General features: G+C 36.3%; 11 protein-coding genes, 1 pseudogene and 1 riboswitch. Of the genes and pseudogenes, 10 read left to right on the top strand and 2 right to left on the bottom strand.

Features of this window, described 5'->3' with window-relative positions; genetic code table 11:
- Positions 1-156 precede the first annotated feature (156 nt).
- Entirely contained in the window at positions 157-1158 is a 1002-nt protein-coding gene (gene ccpA / locus AC1PU0_RS10895) for a catabolite control protein A (RefSeq protein WP_069655610.1), read from the top strand.
- A 111-nt stretch (positions 1159-1269) separates the two neighbouring features.
- Here ccpA and AC1PU0_RS10890 read toward each other — a convergent pair whose 3' ends face one another.
- Both AC1PU0_RS10890 and AC1PU0_RS10885 read right to left on the bottom strand, forming a co-directional pair.
- A complete protein-coding gene (locus AC1PU0_RS10890; RefSeq protein ID WP_069655611.1) occupies positions 1270-3732 on the bottom strand; it encodes a transglycosylase domain-containing protein in 2463 nt (820 codons plus the stop codon).
- Positions 3733-3883: 151 nt separating this feature from the next.
- Positions 3884-4213 (bottom strand): iron chaperone, encoded by a 330-nt coding sequence (locus tag AC1PU0_RS10885; RefSeq protein WP_206848168.1) that lies wholly within the window; start codon positions 4211-4213, stop codon positions 3884-3886.
- 430 nt (positions 4214-4643) lie between these two features.
- Between AC1PU0_RS10885 and AC1PU0_RS10880 the strand changes: the two genes are divergently transcribed.
- From AC1PU0_RS10880 to pdhA, 9 genes and pseudogenes are all read left to right on the top strand, one after another.
- Positions 4644-5096 carry a DUF1801 domain-containing protein gene (locus AC1PU0_RS10880; protein WP_206848169.1) on the top strand — a complete coding sequence of 151 codons (453 nt, stop codon included), beginning with the start codon at positions 4644-4646 and terminating at the stop codon, positions 5094-5096.
- Between the two features lie 87 nt (positions 5097-5183).
- Positions 5184-6074 carry a deoxyribonuclease IV gene (locus AC1PU0_RS10875; RefSeq protein ID WP_206834034.1) on the top strand — a complete coding sequence of 297 codons (891 nt, stop codon included), beginning with the start codon at positions 5184-5186 and terminating at the stop codon, positions 6072-6074.
- A 254-nt stretch (positions 6075-6328) separates the two neighbouring features.
- Positions 6329-6550, top strand: coding sequence for a YneF family protein (locus AC1PU0_RS10870; protein ID WP_069633758.1), 222 nt, complete (start codon positions 6329-6331; stop codon positions 6548-6550).
- 163 nt (positions 6551-6713) lie between these two features.
- Complete coding sequence (locus tag AC1PU0_RS10865; protein WP_206848170.1) at positions 6714-8465, top strand: ABC transporter ATP-binding protein; 1752 nt, start codon at positions 6714-6716, stop codon at positions 8463-8465.
- Positions 8465-10249, top strand: coding sequence for an ABC transporter ATP-binding protein (locus tag AC1PU0_RS10860; protein ID WP_206848171.1), 1785 nt, complete (start codon positions 8465-8467; stop codon positions 10247-10249). Before AC1PU0_RS10865 ends, AC1PU0_RS10860 begins: the two co-directional genes overlap by 1 nt.
- 391 nt (positions 10250-10640) lie before the next feature.
- On the top strand, positions 10641-11576 hold the full coding sequence (gene trxB / locus AC1PU0_RS10855) for a thioredoxin-disulfide reductase (protein WP_206848172.1): 936 nt from the start codon (positions 10641-10643) through the stop codon (positions 11574-11576).
- Between the two features lie 201 nt (positions 11577-11777).
- Positions 11778-11978, top strand: coding sequence for a hypothetical protein (locus tag AC1PU0_RS10850; protein WP_479998321.1), 201 nt, complete (start codon positions 11778-11780; stop codon positions 11976-11978).
- Positions 11979-12147: 169 nt separating this feature from the next.
- Positions 12148-12316: riboswitch (M-box (ykoK) riboswitch) on the top strand.
- A 749-nt stretch (positions 12317-13065) separates the two neighbouring features.
- A pseudogene (gene mgtA, locus AC1PU0_RS10845) lies at positions 13066-15690 on the top strand (magnesium-translocating P-type ATPase); the annotation flags it as partial.
- A gap of 570 nt (positions 15691-16260) precedes the next feature.
- On the top strand, positions 16261-17376 hold the full coding sequence (pdhA, locus tag AC1PU0_RS10840; RefSeq protein ID WP_010764467.1) for a pyruvate dehydrogenase (acetyl-transferring) E1 component subunit alpha: 1116 nt from the start codon (positions 16261-16263) through the stop codon (positions 17374-17376).
- Positions 17377-17378 lie beyond the last annotated feature (2 nt).

The raw sequence follows: 17378 nt of genomic DNA, 5'->3' as shown, positions 1-17378 counted from the left end.
GAAATTGTGTAAAGCGCTTTTTGAAATGTAGAGTAAATTTTCATGAAAATAGGATAAAACGGTTGCAATAATAAAAAAACTCTGCTATTCTTAGTGAGAAATGTAAACAGCGTTTTCAGAAAATGAAAACAACTATAAATATTTAGGAGAATTAACATGGAAAAACAAACAATTACTATTTATGATGTTGCTCGTGAAGCAAATGTATCCATGGCGACTGTATCTCGTGTAGTTAACGGCAATCCCAATGTGAAGCCAGCTACACGCAAAAAAGTGTTAGAAGTAATTGATCGCTTAGACTATCGTCCCAATGCTGTAGCTCGTGGTTTAGCTAGTAAGAAGACAACGACTGTAGGAGTTATTATACCTGACGTGAGTAATGTCTTTTTTGCTTCATTAGCTCGAGGAATCGATGACGTTGCTACAATGTACAAATATAATATTATTTTGGCAAACTCTGACAGTAATGATCAAAAAGAAGTTAATGTATTGAATAATCTGTTGGCAAAACAAGTGGATGGAATCATCTTTATGGGACACCATATTACAGATGAAATTCGTGGCGAGTTTTCACGTTCTAAAACACCTGTTGTTTTAGCTGGTTCAATCGATCCAGATGAACAGGTTGGTAGCGTAAATATTGATTATACAGAAGCAACAAAAGATGCTACAAATCTATTAGCTAAAAACGGCAATAAAAAAATTGCTTTTGTTAGTGGCGCATTGATTGATCCTATCAATGGTCAAAATCGCATCAAAGGCTATAAAGATGCATTAGCTGACAATGGCTTATCTTATAATGAAGGCTTGATTTTTGAAGCTGAATATAAGTTTAAAGCAGGTATCTCTTTAGCTGAACGTATCCGCAATAGTGGCGCGACAGCAGCTTATGTGACAGATGATGAATTAGCAATTGGTTTATTGGACGGAATGATTGATGCTGGTGTGAAAGTACCAGAAGAATTCGAAATCATCACAAGCAATAACTCACTGCTTACGGAAGTTTCTCGTCCGCGTCTTTCAAGTGTGACACAACCTTTATATGATATCGGTGCTGTAGCAATGCGTTTGTTAACGAAATTAATGAACAAAGAAGAGATCGAAGATAAAACAGTTACCTTACCTTATGGAATGGATCAAAAAGGTTCAACTAAATAAAAATTTTAAACACCTAGTTAAAGGATTCTTTTTGGCTAGGTGTTTATTTATTATTTTAGAAAGTGAAGACGCAAAAATAAGTCAGCTATTTTTTTAGCTGACTTATTTTTATTAGTTACTATTACCGCTTGAAGTTGGCGTAGAATTTTCTTTCTTATCATCCTCTTTCTTCTTTTCTTCTTTTTTCTCAGAAGAAGAAGGTGGTGTTGAAGAGGAAGGCGTTTTTGGTGTTGCATAGCGGCCCCAATAGGCGCTATAGTTAGCATCTGATCCACCATAGCCAAATTTATATTGACTCTTCGGAGCACCATCTTTCGCATAGAAGGATTCGACATTTGGCCCAGGCGCAGTATAGGTTCCGCCATTATAGGTGAAAGTACCTGGTTTTTCTCCTGTGAAGCTTGAGACAGTTGATTTAATCACGTCTTTTGAAAGCGTGAATTTTTCACCAGCGCCGAATAAATCAGGTCTGACTGAATAGATTGCATTTGCCAAATTTGCTAAGTAGGCACTATTTTGATCACCACTATTTGGGCTCATTGCTGTTGGGTTATCATAACCTGTCCAAGAACCTAAGGTAATAGTCGGTGTTGAAACAACTAACCAAGCATCTTTATAGGCATCGGTTGTTCCTGTTTTACCGACCCAATCCACATTGCCAAAAGCAGGATTAAGACCATTGATCATATTTTTGAAGGGAGTAGTTATCTTTGAATCTAAGACTGAACGCATCATATCATTCATAATAGATGCCGTCGCTTCTGAATAGACTTGAACAGGTGCATCTTTATGTTCATAAATAACTTTTCCGCTATTATCAGTAATCTTATCGATCATATAGCCTTTTTGATATTGCCCTTTATTAGCGAGTGTTTGAAATCCATTTGTTTGAGTTAAAACAGTTGCTTCTATAGAACCTAAAGGCGCTGATTCGTAAGCCCATCCATCGTTAGCAGGGTAATTCATTTTGCTTAGATAGTTATTGTAAGCAAAATTATCATCGCCCATCTGTGCTTTCATCGCTTCATTTAGATGATAGACAGGAATATTATACGACCACTCTAATGAATGGCGAACAGTATCGAATGTGTTTGTTCCAGAATTTGTTGCATTTGTTAGCTCATCACCACTTCTGTATGACGTAGGATAATTGGCTAAGCGACTCTCTGAACCAACCATTCCCTGATCGATAGCAGGGCCATAAACTGAAATTGGTTTAATCGTAGAACCAACTTGTCTGAGGGTGTCTAATGCATGGTTGCTTTGGCTGACATTGAAGTCACGACCCGCTACAAATCCAATAATTCTACCTGTTTTATTGTCCATCAAAACATTCCCAGTCTCGACAAGTCCAGCACCATACCCATCATCTAACATATAACCATAGGTTGCAACAGCATTTTGCATGGTATCGTAAACGGTTTGATCGATTGTTGATTGAATCGTATAGCCTCTATTTTGAATTTCCTTTCGAGCTTGATCCTTGTATTGAGAAAGTCCTAGGTCATCTAATGTTTCTTTTTTTACCCCAGCTTTTTCTATATTGATATCCATTACGACATTCGTTGCTTGTTCCAATACGGCATTATATAAGTAGCCTTGAGTATTTTGATTAGATTCTTGTTGTGGTTGGAAATCTTGCTTTAAGTCATAGTTTTTCGCCGCTTCATATTCTTCTTTAGTAATGGCTTTTTCACGATACATACTGAATAAAACAAAATCTTTTCGTTTCATGCCATAGGCCATATTCTCGTCATCTTTTAAAGCGCCTGTATTGCTATATGGCGTATAGATGATCGGACTTTGTGGTAAACCTGCAATAAATGCGGCTTGAGGAAGTGTTAGATCATTGGCATTTTTACCAAATAAACCTTTCGCCGCTTCTTCAACACCTGCAATATTTTCCCCTTTGTTATTACGACCAAAAGGAGAAACATTTAGATATGTTGTCACGATTTCATCTTTTGAAAAATACTTTTCAATACGGTAGGCAAGTAGAATCTCATTTGCTTTTCGCTTGAATGTTGTTTCATCTGTCAAGATTTGTTGTTTGACTAACTGTTGTGTTAACGTCGATCCTCCAGATGAACCGCCTATACCTGTCGCGTCAGAAACGAGCGCTCGGATGACCGCTTTTGGAACGACTCCTTTATGTTCTTCAAAGTATTCATCCTCGGTAGAAATAATCGCCTTTTTCAAGAGTGGTGAGATGTGTTCTGAGTCAACTCTTGTTCTGACTAAATCGGATTTGATCATCGCAATATTTGTACCGTCAGCATAAGTCATTCGGGATACTTCGGAGATGTCACTAATTTCCGTTTGGAGTTCTTCTTTTGTTGGTGGTTGTGTATCTTCAACCAGAAAAGCAAAATACCCCATACCGATCCCAAGGCCTAAAGCGCCTCCTAATAATAGAACAACAACTGCAAAGACAAATAATGATTGCAGTACACGAATCACGACATTTATAGTTAAAAAAATTTTTTTCTTTTCTGGTCCTTTAGTAGAATGTTGTTCCGTTTTACGGGAATTATTCTGATTGTCCAAAAGCTTCACCTCAATATAATGATACATTCCGTGATATTATAGCAAAAAAAATCTATAATGAACAGTTGTTCAGTTATTTCTGGGTACTTAATCAAAAAAACTTACTATAAATGACTGAATAACCTTAGTTTTATTTTTTTAATCTATAAGAAAGTTTTACTTGTTTTTATAACTATTTTTACTTTTTAGTATTTTCTTTTAATCTAAAGAACACGATTTTTTCAATCAATTCTATTGGTAACTCCTGATCAAGAAAAAATCGAATGGCACCTTTACTTGTGGTGAATTTTGTTACTTCATTTTTGAATGCTTTGATTGCAGTTGGTGCTGGATAAAACCTAACATTAGCAAAGTGAACTAAATTCCCGTTTAAATAGAAGGTGGGCATGCCATAAGACATTTTTTCAGTTGCTTCTGGGATAAGTTGCTTGATAGTCGAATAGAGTAATTTTAGTTTAGCTTGGCGATTTTCTAGTGCGTTTGAGATATAGTCTTCAATAATGGGCATGGTATTTACCTACTTTTTTCATGGTTGATGTATTTAGTATACCATGGTGTCAGGAGTGGTGTATTCATTTTCATTCATAAAAATCAAGAAGGAAATAATGGTCTATCGCGACGAAATTTTTCCAGCTCTTAATGTAGATAAAAAGGATAGCTATATCGCAGATAGTACGTTAAAATTTAATCGAATGGTTCTTTTTTATCAACCATAGAATCATTTATTGAAAATCACAAAGAAGCAAAAATCGTCTTCAATCAACTAACATTAGGATAAAAAAAAGTTAGGCGAGGTATATCTATAGTGCTAGGAAATTAAAGAACGCAAAGGAAAAAAATGAAATGATTGAGTTTTTGGGAAATGGAGTTAAATCTAAAGAATTATACAGAGCAGATAGCTCTGGTAAATAAGCGTTTAAACTAAAGGGGGGCTGAAGATGGATCAAGTGCAAAATTATATAGAGAACATTGAGGTAAAATGGCAAGATGCATATTTAAGATTAGCGAATGTTATTACGGAAAATATACCTGAAGGATTTGTCTTACGTTTACAATATGGGATGCCAACTTATGTTGTTCCACTAAGTGTTTTTTCAGAAGGATATTTAGGCAGATCGGACGAACCATTACCGTTTATTAGTTTAGCTGCTCAGAAAAAGCATCTATCTTTGTATCATATGGGAATCATGGGAAATAAAGAATTGTTGGCATGGTTTCAAGAAGAATATCAAAAGGTAGTTCCAACAAAACTAAATATGGGAAAGAGTTGTATCCGATTTACTAATCCAAACACAATTCCATATGAACTGATTGGGGAATTGATCGGAAAAATTTCAATGGAAGAATGGATTGCGAGTTATATTCATTTTACAGAAAAAAATAAGAAGTAGTTGTGCTTATTATAAGAGGCAAAAAGATTGTTTTTTCTGTTCGTTTCACGTACTCTTTTAAAGAATGGAAAATTTAGGAGGATCATTATGTTATTAGGTTCACATGTTAGCATGAGTGGGAAAAAAATGTTATTAGGTTCGGCAGAAGAAGCCGCAAGTTATAATGCAACAACATTTATGATTTATACGGGGGCACCGCAAAATACACGCCGTAAACCAATCGAAGAAATGAACATCGAAGCAGGTCAAACATACATGGCTGAGCACAATCTGAGCAATATTGTGGTTCATGCTCCTTATATTATTAATCTAGGAAATACAATTAAAGTAGAGAATTTTGGATTTGCGACTTCATTTTTACGTCAAGAAATTGAACGTGCGCATGCATTAGGAGCGACGCAAATCACACTTCATCCAGGTGCTCACGTTGGAGCCGGCGTAGACGCTGGTCTGAAGCAGATTATCAAGGGACTTGATGAAGTATTATGGAAAGAGCAAATTCCGCAAATAGCACTTGAAACAATGGCAGGCAAAGGCACTGAATTGGGTCGTACCTTTGAAGAGTTGGCAACAATCATTGAAGGTGTTAAGTTAAATGAAAAGTTGTCTGTCACAATGGACACCTGTCATATCAATGATGCAGGTTACAACGTAAAAGATGATTTTGACGGAGTTTTGGAAGAATTTGATAAAATTATTGGATTAGATCGTTTGAAAGTAATCCATGTAAACGATTCAAAAAATCCGATGGGTTCTCATAAAGACCGTCATGCCAATATTGGTTTTGGAACAATTGGTTTTGATGCGTTAAATAAAGTTGTTCATCATGAAAAGTTAAAAGAATTACCTAAAATTTTAGAAACACCTTATGTCGGAGCGGATAAAAAAACGAGCAAAGCACCATATGGCTACGAAATTGCGATGCTAAAATCACAAAAATTTGATCCTGATTTATTGGAAAAAATTGAAGGGCAGTAGGCTCAATTTTACTCTTTAAAAAAAGCGAAAAAAAGCGGAAATGGTCTTTTGAAAATTTCTTGTGAGGAATATGACAAAAGACCTTTTCTTTTCGGTCTGTTTCTAGTAAAATGATTTCTTGAGAGCAATTTGTCAAAAGAGGGATAAATCCCCTCATTAAAAATAAGAAACGGTAAGTAAGATAAGAATAGTGACTGCACAACAAATCCGCAGAAGTTCTTGTCTGGCTTTTCTAATAGAAAGGAGAGTTTTATATGTCAACAGGTTTAGTAGTATTGATCGCGATTATCGCTTTATTAGTAGGTGCAGCAGGTGGATTTTTCCTTGCGCGCAAATATATGCAAGATTATTTTAAAAAGAATCCTCCCGTTAATGAGGATATGTTACGGATGATGATGATGTCTATGGGACAAAAACCTTCTGAGAAGAAGATTCGTCAAATGATGCAGCAAATGAAGAACCAAGGAGACAAATAAGTTTTTTTGCTGCTATTCAACATTCAAGAGTGCAACGGGCCGATTTTTTGGTCCGTTTTTTTGTACTTATTTTTTAATAAATGAAAGGAGTTGTACTGAAATGAGTAAACAACAAATGAATGATGTGAGCGCACAGTAGTCAATTTAGAAGAGGAGAATGTAAATGTCTATTTTTAAAAAGTTAGGGTGGTTTTTCAAACAAGAGAAAAAAAGCTATATCATTGGGGTATTTTCATTGGTTATGGTAGCTCTTGTACAATTAGTTCCGCCAAAAGTTATCGGTATCGTGGTGGATGAGATCGCTGCAAAAAATCTGACGATAAAACCTATTTTATTTTGGGTCAGTATTTTATTAGCAGCAGCATTAGCACAATATATTTTTCGATATATTTGGAGGACGCACATTTGGGGTAGTGCAGCAAAGCTTGAAAAAGAGTTAAGACGGCAATTATTCCATCATTTTACAAAAATGGATACTGTTTTTTATCAGAAATACCGAACAGGTGATTTGATGGCTCATGCAACGAATGATTTAAATGCTATTCAGAATGTTGCAGGAGCAGGGATTCTGACCTTTGCAGATTCACTTATCACAGGTGGGGCCACGATTGTTGCGATGATTTTATTTGTGGATTGGCGTTTAACATTGATTGCATTGATTCCGTTACCATTATTGGCGGTCACGTCTAGAGTTTTAGGGTCGAAATTACATGATGCTTTCCGTGATTCACAAGCAGCCTTTTCAACAATCAACGACAAAACACAAGAGAGTATTACTGGAATAAAAGTTATCAAAACTTTCGGGCAAGAAAAAGAAGATATTCAAGATTTCACAGAAAAGATTGATGACGCGATTGTGAAAAACAAGCGCGTAAACTTTCTAGATGCTTTATTTGATCCGTTTATTACGTTGATCATTGGGATTTCTTATGTTTTGACAATTATTATAGGCGGACGTTTTATTATGGAAGGCACGATCACAATCGGTCAGTTGATATCGTTTATCAGCTATATTGGGATGCTGGTTTGGCCGATGTTTGCCATTGGTCGTTTGTTCAATGTCTTGGAGCGAGGCAATGCAAGTTATGATCGTGTGAATGAGTTGCTGCATGAAAAAACACATATCATCGAGAAAAAAGATGCAATACAAACACCTGCTATAGGTCAGGTGTCGATGGAAATTACTCAGTTTACTTATCCTAAAGATGACCACGTAACGTTGGAACAAATCAACTTTACGATTGGTGTGGGAGAAACATTAGGCATCGTTGGTAAAACAGGAGCCGGAAAAACAACGATTTTAAAATTGTTGATGCGTGAATACGATCATTATCAAGGTCAAGTGACTTTTGGTGGGCATGACATCAAAGAATATTCATTGGATGCGTTAATGAATTCAATGGGGTATGTTCCTCAAGATCATTTTCTGTTTTCAATGACTGTACGGGATAATATTCGTTTTGCTAATCCTGATTTTACAGAAGCAGAAGTGGAACAAGCAGCTGAAATGGCTTTTATAAATAATGAGATCAAAGCATTTCCTAAAGGCTATGATACATTGGTTGGAGAACGAGGTGTTTCTTTATCAGGTGGTCAAAAACAACGGATTTCAATTGCTAGAGCGTTGATTGTCGATCCTGAATTATTGATTTTGGACGATGCTTTATCAGCGGTCGATGCTAAAACAGAAGAAGCAATCCTCTCTAATCTGAAAGAAGCAAGAAAAGAAAAAACAACGATTATTTCAGCCCATCGATTAAGTAGTGTTATGCACGCAAAAGAAATTATCGTCTTAGATGAAGGGAAAATCGTTGAACGTGGGACGCACCAAGAGCTATTAAGTCTTGCTGGATGGTATAAGCGCATGTGGGATAAACAACAATTAGAAGCGAAGATTGAAGGGAGTGAAGCATAATGGAAGAAAAATACGAATCAGAATGGACAAAATCGGTTCCGTTAAAAGAACAAGTCTCGATCGTCAAACGATTGCTAAAATTTGCACGGCCATTTCGGCGGACTTTTTTTACAGCGATTTTGTTTGCATTGATCCTATCAATTATCAATATTATTTTACCAAGAATCATTCAAACCTTCATGGATGATTATTTAACACCGAAAACGGCTACTAATCAAGTGATTCTCTTTTTTGCTGGGCTATATCTATTCGGTGTGATGGTTAAAAGTATCGTCTGGTTTTTCCAGTGGTTTTTATATTCCAATGCTTCACTAAAAACCTATCAGTATATTCGTGTGAAGTTGTTTGAAAAGTTACAGACATTAGGGATGCGTTATTTCGATCAAACACCAGCGGGGTCGATTGTTTCACGTGTCACGAATGATACAGAAACGTTGTTTGAATTTTGGTATGTCTTTTTGATGGTGTTAACAGGAATTTTTGCCGTAATTTCATCCTTTATTGCGATGTTTCAAATCAGTGGGAAAATTGCGTTGTACAACTTGATTTTCTTACCTATTTTATTGATTGTGATTTGGTATTATCAAAAATTCAGTTCTAGAATCTATAGAAGTATGCGTGAAAAATTAAGTCAGTTGAATACAAAGTTAAACGAATATATATCAGGGATGCAAATCATTCAGCAATTTAGACAAGAACAACGTTTGGAAAAAGAATTCGAAGCGACCAATAATGATTATTTACAGACACGTTTTTCAATGATCAAAACGAATTCTTTGCTTTTAGGTCCAATCATTAATTTCCTCTATACGTTAGCGATTGGTTTGACATTGACTTTGTTTGGTTATGACGCACTACATTCTCCTGTTGAAGTTGGAATGATTTATGCTTTTGTGACCTATGTCCAAGCGTTCTTTAACCCGATGACACAAATGATGGATTTTCTAAGTGTTTTTACAGATGGGATGGTAGCTGGTAGTCGAATATTGAAAATCTTTGATAACGAAGAAGTCACACCACAGCAAAAAATCGGAGCTAATGCCGAAATTATCCGTGGGAAAATTGAGTTTCGTAATGTTAGTTTTTCTTATGATGGTCAGAATAATGTTTTAAATAATATCAGTTTTATTGCGAATCCTGGTGAGACAGTTGCATTGATTGGGCACACCGGGAGTGGTAAGAGCTCGATCATTAATGTTTTGATGCGATTCTACGAATTTTATGAAGGTGAAATCTTGATTGATGATCGGGATATTCGTGAGTACCCATTACTTGAATTAAGAAAAAAATTAGGGCTGGTTTTACAAGATGCTTTTATGTTTTATGGTGATATCGCTGGGAATATTCGAATGTTGAATCCAAAAATCACGGATGAACAAATTAAAGCCGCGGCAGAATTTGTTCAGGCAGATAAATTTATAGAAACTTTACCAAAAAAATACCATGCTAAAGTGATTGAACGAGGGGCAAGCTATTCTAGTGGTCAACGTCAGCTGATTTCATTTGCTAGAACAATTGTGACCGATCCAAAAATCCTTGTACTGGATGAAGCTACAGCGAATATCGATACGGAAACAGAAGGGATGATTCAAGAAGGGTTAGCAAATATGCGTCAAGGTAGGACTACAATTGCAATTGCTCACCGATTATCTACTATTCGTGATGCCGATTTAATTTTAGTATTAGACAAAGGTCGGATCGTCGAACGCGGCAATCATGAACATTTATTAGCTCAAAATGGATTGTACGCAGATATGTATCAATTACAAAATAGTGAAGGATAAAAAAGAGCCTGAGAAAAGCGTTTAGCTCCTAGAAATAAGAAGAGATTCACGAAAATTACTTTTCAACTTTTTGTGAATTTCTGCCTATTTCGGACGCTATCAAATCTTAGTGCTTTAGCACATAGAATTTGATGCAATGGAAGCACAGCGTACTCGTTCCTTTTCCTTATCGTACAGTTAGATTTAGAGGTGACTTTTAAAGTTAGTTCTAAATCTTTTTTTTCTTATTAAAAGTAAGTACAAAAGAGATGCTATCCAAAAAAAAGCATGCTATAATAAAAAACGAAATAAATTTATTTTGAAAATACCATCATTGGGCAGAAAGATAGACATTCAACTTGTTAAGTTGTAAAGTAAATGTACTTGAAAAATTCGGAGGGTGAAATGACTTATGTATGATGTAATTATAATTGGGGCAGGGCCTGCTGGAATGACTGCAGCGCTATATGCGTCACGTTCTAATCTTTCGGTATTGATGATTGAACGCGGTGCGCCTGGCGGACAAATGAACAACACAGCTGAAGTAGAAAACTATCCAGGTTTTGATTCAATCATGGGACCTGAGTTAGCTTATAAAATGTACGAAAACGTCGAAAAATTTGGGACTGAAAATGCCTACGGTATTGTGATGGATATCAAAGATCAAGGTACCTACAAAGAAGTTATTTGTGATGATAAAACGTATCAAGCGAAAACTGTAATCATTGCGACAGGTTGTGAACACCGTAAATTAGGTGTGAAGGGCGAAGAAGAATTTGCAGGACGCGGTGTTTCTTATTGTGCTGTATGTGATGGGGCCTTTTTCCGTAATAAAAAACTTTTAGTGATTGGTGGTGGGGATTCAGCGGTTGAAGAAGCGATTTATTTAACACAATTTGCTTCAGAAGTTGTGATTGTGCATCGTCGAGATGAACTACGTGCACAAAAAATCATCCAAGATCGTGCGTTTGCCAATGAAAAAATTTCTTTTGAATGGAATACTGTTTTAGAAGAAATCGTTGGGAATGATATGGTCGTGACAGGTGGACAATTAAGAAATATCCTAACCGATGAAGTGAAGGAAATTGAAGCAGATGGTGTCTTTATCTATGTTGGACTTGATCCATTGACTGAGCCATTCAAAAAATCTGGTTTAACAAATGCAGAAGGCTGGATTGAAACAGATCAAGATATGAAAACAAGTATGCCTGGTGTATTTGCTATTGGAGACGTTCGTGAAAAAACATTACGTCAAATCACGACAGCAGTAGGCGAAGGCGGAATTGCAGGACAACAAGTTTATAAATATATTGAAGATATGACTGAGGCGGAAGAATCCTCGTTATAATTTTGGTTGATCAAGAGCTAGGTCAAAACTTATTAAGTTTTGGCTTAGCTCTTTTTTCGTACAAAAAAAATTTTTTAATCATCTAATTAGTCTAGCTTTATTCGTTATGAAAATGTATCCGCTTCTTGTAGTCAATCAGCCAATGCCTTAAACAATATAAAAGAACCAACCAATACCGCGACAAGAACGAAGGCGTTACCGTTGTCGTGTCCAACTTACGTATGGATGTGGGTGACCGATCCAAGTAAAGTCACACAAGCAGACGTTCAATTCAATGAAAAATACAAAGAATACCTAGATATTTTGACGAAACCAGAAAAGGGTTTGGTTGGCGAGTATTTTCAAACAATTACAGGAGAACTGACAACAGGGAAGCCATTAACGGGTTTAGAAAAAGCGTAACGGTGGTCGACCATCGCAAGTGCGACCACAACCATAGCAATTGGTGCTTATTATGGAGGAAAAGACTTTACTGGTAAAGGGACAAACGCACCGAAAAACAACTATAATTTGTTGGTTTTTTCTTTTGACAATTGTAAAAATATGAACTATGATGGTTAAGGACTAATAACTGAATAATTGTTAGGTGAGGCTCCTATTTGGACACAAGCTACTGCCGCGAAAGAATCGAGAGACTCTTAGTTGGTTGAACAGGAATGATCGTGAAGGTTATTCATAATGTAGCTGATAAGAAATTATCTACGCCCTATAGTGCTAAAGCTCAACGATAGAGAAACTGTTATTTATGTTGCTATTTCACGCACACTCTATTGTTGAGTGTGCGTTTTTGCTGTGAATCACAGCGATTGGCTACGCCAGAGCTGATGATGAACAGTACTTGGCGACTGCAAGGAGAGAAGTTCCGCAAAAAGAAACAAGCATGTAGAAGAAAAACAGAAGCTAGTAAACAAAAACTCTAAGAACAGAAGAACGTACTGGCTACGCCAGAGCTGATGATGAACAGTACTTGGCGACTGCAAGGAGAGAAGTTCCGCAAAAAGAAACAAGCATGTAGAAGGAAAACAGAAGCTAGTAAACAAAAAGTCTAAGAACAGAAGAACGTACTGGCTACGCCAGAGCTGATGATGAACAGTACTTGGCGACCATAGGGAGCGAAGTTCCGCAAAAAGAAACAAGCGTGTAGAAGGAAAACAGAAGCTAGTAAACAAAAAGTCTAAGAACAGAAGAACGTACTGGCTACGCCAGAGCTGATGATGAACAATACTTGGCGACTGCAAGGAGAGAAGTTCCGCAGAAAGAACCAAACAGCTAGAAGAAAAACCAGATAGTAAAAAAAGTACAAGGAACAGTCTGTAGGATAGTAAAATACCCACCTAACAAAAAATCCATCGTTCCAAAGTAAACGAAAGAGAGGAAGAGTCACATGGAAGACCCCAGTCAGACGAGAAATAAATTAAATGTAGCCTTCATCTTGAAGACGATGGAAATGAAATGATTTTTTCTTTCCCTTCAAACAGATGAAGCAAAGGAGGAAAAGAAAATGATGAATAAAAAAATAGTAGATACAAAGAAAACAACAAAAGACCAAGAATTAAGAAAATTAGCAATGCTTTCTGAACGTGAATTGATGATGGAACTACGGACATCAGAAAATGGGTTATCTGAAGAAGATGCAAAGAATCGTTTGGAAGAATATGGACCAAATGAAGTATCCGCACAGAAGCCAACTCCAGCAATTATCATGTTTTTAGAAGCATTTAAAGATCCATTTGTTTATGTTTTAGCTTTATTGATGGTCGTTTCAGCTGCAACAAAAGATTTTGAAGCAGCACTTGTGATGGGAATCATGATTTTAGCTAGTGTTATTATTGCCTTTATTCAAGAATATCGTTCCCAAAAAGCGAGTTTGAATCTAAAAGAACTTATCGAAAATACGACTGCTGTAACACGTACTGGTCAAACGAAAGAAATTCCAATGGACGAAGTTGTACCTGGGGATCTTGTAACGCTTGCGACGGGTGATATGATCCCAGCAGATGCTGTGTTGATTTGGACAAAGGATTTATTTATTAATCAATCTTCTCTAACAGGGGAGTCAATGCCAGTAGAAAAATTTGTGGATGCAGGTATTGATAAAAATTCAGAATCTGTTTCCGCCTTAGATATGCAGGACTTGATTTTTATGGGAACTGACGTATTGAGTGGACAAGGAAAAGCGATTATCTTAAAGACTGGACAAAATACTTTTTTTGGTGATATTGCTAAAAATGCTACGACACAACGTGGAAAGACTTCTTTTGATATTGGTTTGACAAAGGTGAGTAAATTTTTACTAAGAATGGTGATGATCCTGTTTCCAATCGTTTTTTTGATTAATGGCATTACAAAAGGTGAATGGGGCGAAGCGTTTTTCTTCGCAATTGCAGTCGCTGTTGGATTAACGCCTGAAATGTTGCCAATGATCGTAACGAGTAACCTAGCAAAAGGGGCATTAAGTTTATCCAAACATAAAGTCATTGTGAAAGAATTACCTTCTATTCAAAATTTAGGTAGTATGGATATTCTTTGCACTGACAAGACCGGTACGATTACGGAAGACAAAGTTGTTTTGGTTCAACACTTAGATCCACTAGGCGAACTTAATAATCAAGTTCTAGATATGGCTTATCTAAATTCTCACTACCAAACTGGTTGGAAAAACTTGATGGACGTCGCTGTGATCAACTTTTATGAGGAAAATAAAAATCAAAGTCCATATCATTCCGTGACAAAACTTGATGAAATTCCGTTTGATTTTTCTCGTCGTCGTTTAACGGTGGTGGTCAATGCAGATGGTCATCAATTTATGATCACTAAAGGGGCAGTAGAAGAGATGGAAGCAGTTTGTACACATGCTGAAATCAATGGAGAGATCGTACCGTTAACACCTGAATTACAAAAAAGAATGCGTGAAGTCAATATTCGTATGAATGAACAAGGTATGCGCGCTTTAGCAGTTGCTGTTAAAAAAGATGTGCATAGTGAAGCCATTTATAGTGTTGAAGATGAGCAAGGAATGACGCTGATCGGTTTTATGGGATTTTTAGATCCAGCCAAAAAATCAGCGATCACTGCAATCAAATCCTTACACGAACATGGCGTCAATGTAAAAGTTTTAACCGGTGATAATGATATTGTTGCTAAAAAGGTTTGTAGGGATGTAGGAATTGAAGTGTCTCATGTTGTACTTGGCTCTGATATCGATAATATGTCGGATGAACAAATGAAAGACGAAGTCGAAAAAACCAATTTATTTGCCAAATTAAATCCGATGCAAAAGTCTCGAATTATTGAAACACTGCAAGGGAATGGTCATACAGTCGGTTTCATGGGAGATGGAATCAATGATGCACCAGCACTTCGTAAAGCAGATGTAGGAATTTCAGTTGATACAGCAGCTGATATTACGAAAGATGCTAGTTCAATCATTCTGTTGGAAAAAAGTTTGAACGTTTTAGAAGATGGCGTGATAGAAGGGCGAAAAGTCTTTAGTAATATGATGAAATATATTAAAATCACGATCAGTTCTAACTTTGGAAATGTTTTTTCAATTTTGATTGCAAGTGCCTTTTTACCATTTCTACCAATGCTTTCGATTCAATTACTGATTCAAAATCTAATCTATGATATCGCGCAATTAGCTATTCCTTGGGATAATGTAGATGAAGAAGATTTACTGAAACCTGTACGTTGGGAAACGAATGGCTTGATGAAGTTTACCTTATGTATTGGTCCAGTAAGTAGTATCTTTGATATCATGACCTACCTCGTAATGTGGTTTGTCTTTAGTGCCAATACAATCGGAAGCCAACATTTGTTCCAAACAGGTTGGTTCGTGGTTGGCTTGGTTAGTCAAACGTTAGTTGTTCAAATGGTCCGGACAAGAAAGTTACCATTTATCCAAAGTATCGCATCACCTGCAGTGATTCTTTCCAGCTTAGGAGCAGTGGTTTTAGGATTATTGATTGTCTTAACACCAATTCGGGAGTTTTTCGACTTTGTGAAACTTCCAGCTAATTATTGGGGCTGGTTCATTTTGATCATTGTACTATATTTAATTACAGTGGAAGTTGCTAAACGACTTTATATTCATATGACCAAAGAGTGGATTTAATTCAAAAAAAGACGAAGTTCATTTTTTTAAAGAGCAGTTTTTATCGAAATTAAGATTTTGATTCATTCATTTACAACAAACTATTTAAGTGCAAATGCCGAAAAATTTTTTTGTGATTGAAGTTGTTATTCGTAAAGAATGAAGAAAAACTATTTTTAAATTATGAATATTCGTTTTTTAAAGAACAAAGACAAAATACACCAATTTTTGTCTTTGTTCTTTTTCTTATGTTTTGGAAAAGTATGTTCATTTTTCAGTAAATAATGTCTAACTTGTGAATTTTCTGTAGCATAACAATGAACTGGATGACTATAACAGCCTGTTGTCAAAAGATATGATTAGGAAAGCCATTTGTAAAACGGTTTCCTATTTGTGATTTTAATCACTAACCTTTGATACGAAAGGTTTCAAGTATTTTAATGAAATTTAAAGAAATGCTCACTTTTTACTTGCTCTTTTATCTGATTAGTGATAATTTGTAAGTGTAGTCGATAAAAAGTAATACAGTTTTTAACGCTGTTTTATTTTTTACGAAAAAAAGAAACGTAACAGAGAGGATTGTGTGACAAAATGGCAAAGGCAAAGAAACAAAAACCTATTGACTTTAAAGCACTTATGGAAAAAGTCGACGCTGATTTCCCAACATTTCAAATTTTAGATAAAGATGGGAAAATCGTAAACAAAGATGCTGTACCAGATTTATCAGATGACGAATTAGTAGAATTAATGACTCGTATGGTTTGGTCACGTGTATTAGACCAACGCTCAACTGCTTTGAACCGTCAAGGTCGTCTAGGCTTCTTCGCACCAACTGCTGGACAAGAAGCAAGTCAGTTAGCAAGTCAATTTGCGATGGAAAAAGAAGATTATCTATTACCAGGTTACCGTGATGTACCTCAATTGGTTCAACACGGCTTACCATTAACAGAAGCATTTTTATGGTCTCGTGGCCACGTAGCTGGTAACCACTATGCGCCAGAATTAAATGCTCTACCACCACAAATCATCATTGGTGCACAATACATCCAAGCAGCTGGTGTTGCTTTAGGAATGAAAAAACGCGGCAAGAAAAACGTTGTCTTCACTTATACAGGTGATGGCGGTTCTTCACAAGGTGATTTCTATGAAGCAATCAACTTTGCAGGAGCATATCATGCAAACGGCGTGTTCATCATCCAAAACAATGGTTTTGCGATTTCAACACCTCGTGAAAAACAAACAGCAGCTAAAACATTAGCACAAAAAGCTGTAGCCGCAGGAATTCCAGGAATCGTCGTTGACGGAATGGATCCACTAGCAGTTTATGCAATCGCAAAAGAAGCACGTGAATGGTCTGCAAATGGCAATGGTCCTGTTTTAATCGAAACACTAACTTACCGTTATGGTCCACATACATTATCAGGTGATGATCCAACTCGTTACCGTTCGAAAGATATGGATGACGAATGGGTACAAAAAGATCCACTAGTTCGTTTCCGTAAATATCTAGAAGACAAAGGCTTATGGTCTGAAGAAAAAGAAAACGAAGTAATTGAAAAAACTAAAGAAGAAATCAAAGTAGCAATTGCAGAAGCAGATAAAGTTCCAAAACAAAAAGTATCTGATTTCTTGAAAAATATGTTTGAAGTTCAACCACAAAACATTAAAGAACAAATTGCATTCTACGAAGCGAAGGAGTCGAAATAATC

The sequence above is a fragment of the Enterococcus sp. XAF26B05_ASV22 genome (assembly GCF_056727285.1).
Note: the sequence above shows the minus strand (reverse complement) of the source record. Positions and strands in the feature narration are given on the sequence as shown.

Coding starts and splice junctions, on each gene's coding strand:
- ccpA (WP_069655610.1), top strand. CDS start 157: ATGGAAAAACAAACAATTACTATTTATGATGTTGCTCGTGAAGCAAAT.
- AC1PU0_RS10890 (WP_069655611.1), bottom strand. CDS start 3,732: ATGTATCATTATATTGAGGTGAAGCTTTTGGACAATCAGAATAATTCC.
- AC1PU0_RS10885 (WP_206848168.1), bottom strand. CDS start 4,213: ATGCCCATTATTGAAGACTATATCTCAAACGCACTAGAAAATCGCCAA.
- AC1PU0_RS10880 (WP_206848169.1), top strand. CDS start 4,644: ATGGATCAAGTGCAAAATTATATAGAGAACATTGAGGTAAAATGGCAA.
- AC1PU0_RS10875 (WP_206834034.1), top strand. CDS start 5,184: ATGTTATTAGGTTCACATGTTAGCATGAGTGGGAAAAAAATGTTATTA.
- AC1PU0_RS10870 (WP_069633758.1), top strand. CDS start 6,329: ATGTCAACAGGTTTAGTAGTATTGATCGCGATTATCGCTTTATTAGTA.
- AC1PU0_RS10865 (WP_206848170.1), top strand. CDS start 6,714: ATGTCTATTTTTAAAAAGTTAGGGTGGTTTTTCAAACAAGAGAAAAAA.
- AC1PU0_RS10860 (WP_206848171.1), top strand. CDS start 8,465: ATGGAAGAAAAATACGAATCAGAATGGACAAAATCGGTTCCGTTAAAA.
- trxB (WP_206848172.1), top strand. CDS start 10,641: ATGTATGATGTAATTATAATTGGGGCAGGGCCTGCTGGAATGACTGCA.
- pdhA (WP_010764467.1), top strand. CDS start 16,261: ATGGCAAAGGCAAAGAAACAAAAACCTATTGACTTTAAAGCACTTATG.